This is a genomic window from Rothia sp. HMSC061E04, assembly GCF_001813685.1.
In the GTDB taxonomy this organism is placed as follows: domain Bacteria; phylum Actinomycetota; class Actinomycetes; order Actinomycetales; family Micrococcaceae; genus Rothia; species Rothia mucilaginosa.
The window spans coordinates 182859-190854 of sequence record NZ_KV813703.1; the positions used below are offsets into that span (position 1 = coordinate 182859).

Genomic DNA, 7996 nt, shown 5'->3' on the forward strand with positions numbered 1-7996 from the left:
GGGCGCTTGATTGAGCGCCTGCAGGAGGCGGGGGTGAACTGCATCCGCGCACAGAAACTAAGGAAGCGTGACTCGGTAAGTGGCTACGGCGCTCTTGCCTCATCGTTCGCGCTCGCGGAACCCGCCAATATGACGAGCGATAGGGGAGAGGCGGAGCAAAAACGCTAGACTGGACGGGTGACTGAGAACAACACCACCCAGCAGACTGCCCCCGCCGAGACTCGAGCAGCGAGCCCCGCAGAAAACTCCGTGGAGATTACCGAGGCCCTGCGTGCCGAGTACGCGGAACTGACCGATAAGATTCGTGCCGCCCGCCGCGCCTACTACAACGAGGACGCACCCTTCCTCTCCGATGCCGAGTACGATAAGCTCTACCGCCGCCTCGAAATTATTGAGGCGGAGCACCCGCTCATCATCACCAACGACTCGCCCACCCAGGAAGTCGGCGGCGAAGCCATCGAGGCCTTCGCACCCGTCACCCACCTGCAGCGCATGTACTCCCTCGAGGACGTCTTCTCCTTCGAAGAGCTGCGCGCCTGGCTGACCAAGACCGAGGAGAGCGCCCGGAACCTCACCGGTAGCGCACCGCAGTGGCTGACCGAGCTGAAGATCGACGGCCTGGCGGTGAACCTGCTCTACCGCAACGGCACCCTCGTGCGTGCGGCAACCCGCGGCGACGGCACCACCGGCGAAGACGTCACCCACAACGTGCGCACCATCGCGAGCATCCCGCAGCAGTTGAGCGGCAAGAACCACCCCGAAGAGATTGAAATCCGCGGCGAAGTGTTCATCTCCTCCGCCGATTTTGAGAAGCTCAACGAGTCCATGATTGCCGCCGGCAAGAACCCCTTCGCTAACCCGCGTAACGCCGCGGCAGGCTCGCTACGCCAGAAGGATGCGGCGATTACCGCTTCGCGCCCGCTGAGCATGTACGTGCACGGCATCGGTTCGCGCACCGGCCTGGATATTGCCACCCAGTACGAGACCTACGATCTGCTCGCCTCCTGGGGCCTGCCCGTGAGCCCCTACAGTGAAATCGCCGCTAACACCGAGGCGGTGTTCGACTTCATTAATAAGTACGGCGAGCAGCGCCACTCCCTGGTGCACGAAATCGACGGCATCGTCATTAAGGTCAACGACTTCGCGACCCAGGCTCAGCTGGGCTACACCTCCCGTGTGCCGCGCTGGGCGGTGGCGTACAAGTACCCGCCCGAAGAGGTGCACACCAAGCTGCTGGACATCCGCGTGGACGTGGGACGCACCGGCCGCGTGACCCCCTACGGCGTCATGGAGCCCGTGTTCGTCTCCGGCTCGACCGTCGAACGCGCCACCCTGCACAACCAGGACGTGGTCAAGGCTAAGGGTGTGCTCATCGGTGACACCGTGGTGCTGCGCAAGGCAGGCGACGTGATTCCCGAGATCGTCGCCCCCGTGGTTGCCCTCCGTGACGGCACCGAACGCGAGTTCGTCATGCCCAGTGAATGCCCCTCCTGCGGTTCGCCCCTTGCCCCCGGCAAGGAAGGCGACGTGGACCTGCGCTGCACGAACCCCCGTTCCTGCCCCGCGCAGCTGACCGAGCGCGTGTACTATGCGGCAAGCCGCGGCGCCTTCGACATTGAGGCGCTCGGCTTCGAAGCAGCAAAGGCACTCACCAGCCCCGCAACCCCGGATACTCCTCCGCTAACGACCGAGGCGCACCTGTTCAGCCTCAACATTGAGGACCTGCGCGAGGTCACCATCGAACGTGAGAAGAAGGTCAAGGGCGTGGGCACCGGAAAGATGGAGCGCGTGCCCTACTTCTACACCAAGCCGACCAAGGCACGCCCCGAGCCGAAGCCCACGAAGAATACGCTGAACCTCTTCGCCGAGCTGGAGAAGGCAAAGCAACAGCCGCTGTGGCGCGTGCTGGTTGCCCTCTCGATTCGCCACGTGGGCCCGACCGCTGCCCGCGCGCTCGCCGCGGAGTTCGGTTCGATGCAGGCGATCCGCGAGGCTGACCGTGAACGCCTTGCCGCTGTGGACGGTGTGGGCACCACGATTGCCGACTCGATTATTGAGTGGTTCGCTGAGGACTGGCACGCCGAGGTGGTGGACTCCTGGGCTGCCGCCGGTGTGCGCATGGAAGATACCCGTGACGAGTCCGTGGAACGCACCCTGGAGGGCTTGACCGTGGTCGTGACCGGCACGCTGAACGGTTACACCCGTGACGGTGCGAAGGAAGCCATTATTTCTCGCGGCGGTAAGGCATCCGGTTCGGTGTCTAAGAGGACCCACTTTGTGGTTGCGGGCGCGAACGCCGGCTCGAAGCTGGATAAGGCTCAGCAGCTGGGACTGAAGGTGCTGGATGAGGAGGGCTTCACCGCCCTGCTCGAGGGCGGCCTGGAGGCTGTTGAGGCTACCGCCGAGTAGACCCGGTAGCGGGGTCATCTGAATCTGACCCCTGCAATATATAGAGCATTCAGGCTCTGGAGTGCGTGCTCCAGAGCCTGAATGCCAATTTCTGGCATTTGTAATTACCACAGCTTTTAAGGCGGAAGCGCCTTAAAACACTCCCAAAGCGAAGAAATATTTAAAAAATATTTACACGCCGTTCAAAACCCTTAAAGGTGGTGCCCATCAACCCCGAATCGGAAAACTTGGCGGGGGAGCGCATCCGGGTTAAATCCCTAGAAAACCCCGAAATTCAGGGGCGAAAACCCTAAGGCGCGCGGGGCTCAAGGTCTTAAATAATGTTTCCTGCACTTTTAACCTGGAAGAACCCTGGGAGAACCCGGGACGTTCGCTGTGAACTTGAAATCGGGTTGGAATCATAAAAAACCTCGGCTATCTTTGAGACCAGATGGATTCTCGCAAGAGAATCACCTGTGTGGTTTCAAGCTTGGAATGCTTGAAACGATGCCCGGTTCTACCGCACGTCCCCATCGAGGAAGTGCCACCCGGATTCCGCACATAAGTGCAGAATCGCTCACGGTGACATGAAATCGGTGGAGAGCCGCTCACATGGTAGAGCCAGAATATGAGTAACCTACTTCGTTATCAAAGGGTGAGCGGCGGCGCGCTAGAGTTCCGGGGACGGAACGAGCGGGGACGGCCCCAAGGAGCATTATGAAGAACACTTCCATTCGTCGTACCGCAGCAGCTCTCGCCATCGGTGGCGCTGTAGCAGCTACCATGTCGATGCCCGCTGCAAACGCAGTAGACGGTGCTACCTGGGACGCACTGGCACAGTGCGAGTCCGGTGGCAACTGGTCCATCAACACCGGTAACGGCTTCTACGGCGGTCTGCAGTTCACCCAGCAGTCCTGGAACGGCGTCGGCATGTCCGGCTCCCCCGCGACCGCTACCCGTGCACAGCAGATCGAGGCTGGCGAGCGTCTGCTCGCTATCCAGGGCTGGGGCGCATGGCCCGCATGCTCCGCTAAGCTTGGCCTCTACGGCAAGACCGGCGCAGCTCCCACCTACACCGAGCCCACCACCACCGTGGCTGCACAGTCGCAGACCCAGCAGACCTACACCGCTCCCGCGGCACAGGCTGCACCCGCAGCTCCTGCAGCTCAGGCTGCACCCGCAGCAGTTGAGGCACCCGCAGCTCCCGCTGCACCGGTAGCACCCGCTGCACCCGCAGTTGAGGCTCCCGCAGCTCCCGCAGCGGCACCGGCAGTTGAGGCTCCCGTAGCAGCAGCTCCCAAGGCTGCAGCAGGCACCTACACCGTGGTTCCCGGTGACTCCCTCTCGCTGATCGCTGCAAAGCTCGGCGTTGCAGGCGGCTACCAGGCAATCGCAGCTGCGAACACCGACATCATCTACAACGTTGACCTGATCTTCCCCGGCCAGGTTCTGACCATCCCCGCCTAAGGATTAACCCCCAAGCGTAACGTGGACACGTTGTAGCCCAACGCCCCGCACCTCACACGAGGAGCGGGGCATTGAGCATTTAACCCGAAAACAGGGGAGGAGAACACCGCCTGACCACGCAAACCAGCAGGTAAACCCTCCAACCCCCAATGAGACGGAAAACGCAACCTCCACTACACTAGAGAAGAGACAAGAAAACAAACTACGGGAGAACCATGTCTGCCATCACCTTTGAACAGGTAAAGCACCTGGCATCGCTGGCACTCATTGAGATGACCGATGAAGAACTCACCGCGATGGCGTCTGAGCTGGACGTCATCGTCGCATCCGTTGAGACCATGTCGCAGAAAGCAACTGCCGACATCCCCGCGACCAGCCACCCCATCCCCCTCGAGAACGTCTTCCGCGAAGACGTACCCGTCACCACCCTCACCCAGGAAGAGGCGCTCTCCGGCGCCCCCGACGCACAGGACGGCAAGTTCCGCGTGCCGGCAATCCTCGACGAAGACTAAGAGGAGAACAACCAAGTGAACGAACTGATCCAGCTCACCGCCGCAGAAGCAGCAGAAAAGCTCGCATCCGGCGAAATCACCTCCGTCGAGCTCACCCAGGCACACCTGGACCGCATCGCAGCCACCGACGGCGCACCCCTGAGCGACAACCGAGCAGACGGCAAGAACGGCCTCAACGCCTTCCTGCACATCAACGCCGAAGAAGCACTCGCCACCGCAGCAGCAGTGGACGCAGACCGCGCAGCAGGCAAGGAACTGCCCCCGCTCGCAGGCGTACCCATCGCCGTCAAGGACCTCATCGTCACCAAGGGCCAGCCCACCACCGCAGCATCGCGCATGCTCGAAGGCTGGATGAGCCCCTACGACGGCACCGTCACCCGCAAGGTCCGCGAAGCACGCATGCCCATCCTCGGCAAGACCAACCTCGACGAATTCGCAATGGGTTCCTCCAACGAGCACTCCGCATTCGGCGTAGTACGCAACCCCTGGGCACTCGACCGCGCACCCGGCGGCTCCGGCGGCGGCTCCGCAGCAGCCGTCACCGCCTTCCAGGCACCCCTGGCGCTCGGCACCGACACCGGCGGCTCCATCCGCCAGCCCGCAGCGCTGACCGGTAGCGTCGGCGTCAAGCCCACCTACGGCTCCGTCTCCCGTTACGGCGTCATCGCCATGGCATCCTCCCTCGACCAGGTAGGCCCCGTCGCACGCACCGTCCTGGACACCGCGCTGCTCCATGAAGCCATCGCAGGCCACGATCCGCTCGACGCAACCTCCCTACCCGATGAACCCGGCAACTTCGTTGAAGAAGCCAAGGCAGGCGCAGAAGCCGCACGCAAGGGCGACCTGTCCGGCCTGCGCATCGGCGTCATCAAGGAACTCGGCGGCGGCGACGGCGAAGGCTTCGAAGCAGGCGTCCTCGCACGCTTCCGCGAATCCGTCGAAGAGCTGCGTGCCGCAGGTGCAGAAATCATCGAGGTCTCCCTGCCCTCCGTCACCGAAGCCATCAGCGCCTACTACATGATCATGTCCTCCGAGGTGTCCTCCAACCTGGCACGCTACGACGGCGTCCGCTACGGCCTGCGCGTCGTACCCGAAGACGGCCCCGTCACCATCGAACGCGTCATGTCCGCAACCCGCTCCGCAGGTTTCGGCCACGAGGTCAAGCGCCGCATCATCCTCGGCACCTACGCACTGTCCGCAGGTAACTTCGACGCCTACTACGGCGCCGCACTGCGCGTACGCACCCTCATCCAGCGCGACTACGCGGCAGCATTCGAAAAGTGCGACGTACTCATCTCCCCGACCGCGCCCTCCACCGCATTCAAGCTCGGCGAGAAGACCGAAGGCGACCCCATGGCAATGTACCTGGGCGACGTCGCAACCGTGCCCGTCAACCTGGCAGGCGTCCCGGCGCTCTCCCTGCCCGGCGGCCTCTCCGAAGAGAACAACCTGCCCGTCGGCATCCAGTTCACCGCACCCGCACGCGAAGACGCACGCCTGTACCGCGTCGGCGCAGCACTGGAAGAACTGCTCACCGCAAAATGGGGCGCACCGCTCTACAAGAGCCTGCCCGACACCGAAACTCTGATCCGCGACTTTGACTTTGGGGGAACCAAGTAATGAGTGAAGAAGTCCTCAGCTTCGAAGAAGCCATCGAAAAGTACGACCCGGTCCTCGGCTTCGAGGTGCACGTCGAACTGAACACCAAGACCAAGATGTTCGACTCCGCACCCAACGAGTTCGGCGACGAACCCAACACCAACGTCACCCCCGTATCGCTCGGCCTGCCCGGTGCGCTGCCCATGGTGAACAAGACCGCTGTTGAGTCCGCCATCAAGCTCGGCCTGGCACTGGGCTGCGACATCGCAGACAAGTCCTACTTCGCCCGCAAGAACTACTTCTACCCGGACTCCCCGAAGAACTTCCAGACCTCCCAGGCTGGCGGCCCCATCGCGGAAAACGGCTCCCTGGACGTAGAACTCGAAGACGGCACCATCTTCACCGTCGAAATCGAGCGCGCCCACATGGAAGAAGACGCAGGCAAGCTCACCCACGTCGGCGGCGCAGACGGCCGAATCCAGGGCGCAACCTCCTCCCTGGTCGACTACAACCGCGCAGGCGTGCCCCTGATCGAGATCGTCACCCGACCCATCGTCGGTGCCGGCGAGCGCGCACCCGAACTGGCACGCGCCTACGTTGCCGCAATCCGCGACATCGTACGCTCCCTCGGCATCTCCGACGCCCGCATGGAACGCGGTAACGTCCGATGCGACGCCAACGTCTCCCTCATGCCCAAGGGCGCAGAGAAGTTCGGCACCCGCTCCGAAACCAAGAACGTGAACTCCCTCCGTTCCGTCGAGCGAGCCGTCCGCTACGAGATTCGCCGCCACTCAGCGATCCTCGAACGCGGCGAGAAGGTCACCCAGGAGACCCGCCACTGGCACGAAGACACCCGCGAAACCTCCTCGGGTCGCCCCAAGTCCGACGCCGACGACTACCGTTACTTCCCCGAACCGGACCTCGTACCGGTCGTCACCAACAGCGAGTGGATTGAGCGTCTGCGCGCCGAACTGCCCGAACCCCCGGCAGAGCGCCGCCGCCGCCTCAAGGGCGAGTGGGGCTACTCTGACGAAGAGTTCCGCGACGTAGTCAACGCTGGCGCACTCGACGTTATCGAAGAGACCGTCGCCGCAGGCGCAACCGCAGCAGCAGCCCGCAAGTGGTGGATGGGCGAAATCGCCCGCCGCGCAAAGCAGGCTGAAGTTGAGCTCACCGCCCTCGGCGTGGAGCCCGCAACCGTGGTCGCCCTCGAAGCGCTCATCTCCGAAGGCAAGATCAACGACAAGATCGCCCGCCAGGTGCTTGAGTTCGTCCTCGCCGGTGAAGGCACCCCCGCCGAAATCGTTGAGGCACGCGGCCTCGCTGTGGTCTCTGACGACGGTGCGCTCACCGCAGCTGTTCAGGAAGCCCTGGCAGCAATGCCCGACGTTGCCGACAAGATCCGTGCCGGTAAGGTTCAGGCTGCTGGTGCTATCGTCGGTCAGGTCATGAAGGCTACCCGCGGTCAGGCTGATGCTGCCCGCGTGCGTGAGCTGATTCTGGCTGAGTGCGGCGTGGAAGGCTAAGCTTTTCCGCTGACCCGGCTCTAACGAAAGAGGCGCTGTCTCCCGAGGTGGGAGGCGGCGCCTCTTTTGTGCTCTCTAGTCCCGCATGGTTCCGCTTGGAAAGGCGGTTATCGTTCTCGTTCCTACAGGGCGGGTGGGTGCGCTATACCCTTCCTCCGCTCCTGCAGGGGAACCCACCCTCTCGGGTGCTCCGCTCTCTCCTTGCTTCGCTGCGGAGAGCACCCGAGAGGGTACCCTGATGTCGCTTCCGGAGGGTATAGCTACCCTGCGCTCCGGCTAAGCTTGGCGCGTCGCGTGGAGGGGCGGTGTCGTCCGTAGTGACATCAGGGTGCCCGAAGCGAAGCGAGGGCGGGTGCCCCTGTAGGAACGAGGACGAACGCCGTACCCTCGAGCAGAGCAACCTACATAAACGAAGACCGCTCCGTCCGTATCACTTAGATACAGACGGAGCGTTCCATTTAAGAGACCAGCTACTCAGTAATGCCGAGGTTGCTCATCAGGAAT

General features: G+C 62.9%; 5 protein-coding genes. All 5 read left to right on the forward strand.

The window, feature by feature from the left end; genetic code table 11:
- Positions 1 to 177: 177 nt before the first annotated feature.
- The 5 genes from ligA to gatB all read left to right on the forward strand — a co-directional run bounded on the left by ligA (position 178) and on the right by gatB (position 7492).
- Entirely contained in the window at positions 178 to 2409 is a 2232-nt protein-coding gene (ligA, locus tag HMPREF2927_RS05910) for an NAD-dependent DNA ligase LigA (RefSeq protein ID WP_070686400.1), read from the forward strand.
- A gap of 696 nt (positions 2410 to 3105) precedes the next feature.
- Complete coding sequence (locus HMPREF2927_RS05915; protein ID WP_070686401.1) at positions 3106 to 3855, forward strand: transglycosylase family protein; 750 nt, start codon at positions 3106 to 3108, stop codon at positions 3853 to 3855.
- 215 nt (positions 3856 to 4070) lie between these two features.
- Positions 4071 to 4367, forward strand: a complete 297-nt coding sequence (gene gatC, locus HMPREF2927_RS05920) for an Asp-tRNA(Asn)/Glu-tRNA(Gln) amidotransferase subunit GatC (RefSeq protein ID WP_005507016.1) — start codon at positions 4071 to 4073, stop codon at positions 4365 to 4367.
- Between the two features lie 15 nt (positions 4368 to 4382).
- The gene (gene gatA / locus HMPREF2927_RS05925) at positions 4383 to 5987 is read left to right on the forward strand and encodes an Asp-tRNA(Asn)/Glu-tRNA(Gln) amidotransferase subunit GatA (protein WP_049338850.1); all 1605 of its coding nucleotides are present in this window, start codon (positions 4383 to 4385) and stop codon (positions 5985 to 5987) included.
- Complete coding sequence (gatB, locus tag HMPREF2927_RS05930) at positions 5987 to 7492, forward strand: Asp-tRNA(Asn)/Glu-tRNA(Gln) amidotransferase subunit GatB (RefSeq protein ID WP_070686403.1); 1506 nt, start codon at positions 5987 to 5989, stop codon at positions 7490 to 7492. Before gatA ends, gatB begins: the two co-directional genes overlap by 1 nt.
- Positions 7493 to 7996 lie beyond the last annotated feature (504 nt).

What these genes read in the sequence shown, in the direction of transcription:
- HMPREF2927_RS05915 (WP_070686401.1), top strand. Translation starts at nt 3,106, where the DNA reads ATGAAGAACACTTCCATTCGTCGTACCGCAGCAGCTCTCGCCATCGGT.
- gatC (WP_005507016.1), top strand. Translation starts at nt 4,071, where the DNA reads ATGTCTGCCATCACCTTTGAACAGGTAAAGCACCTGGCATCGCTGGCA.
- gatB (WP_070686403.1), top strand. Translation starts at nt 5,987, where the DNA reads ATGAGTGAAGAAGTCCTCAGCTTCGAAGAAGCCATCGAAAAGTACGAC.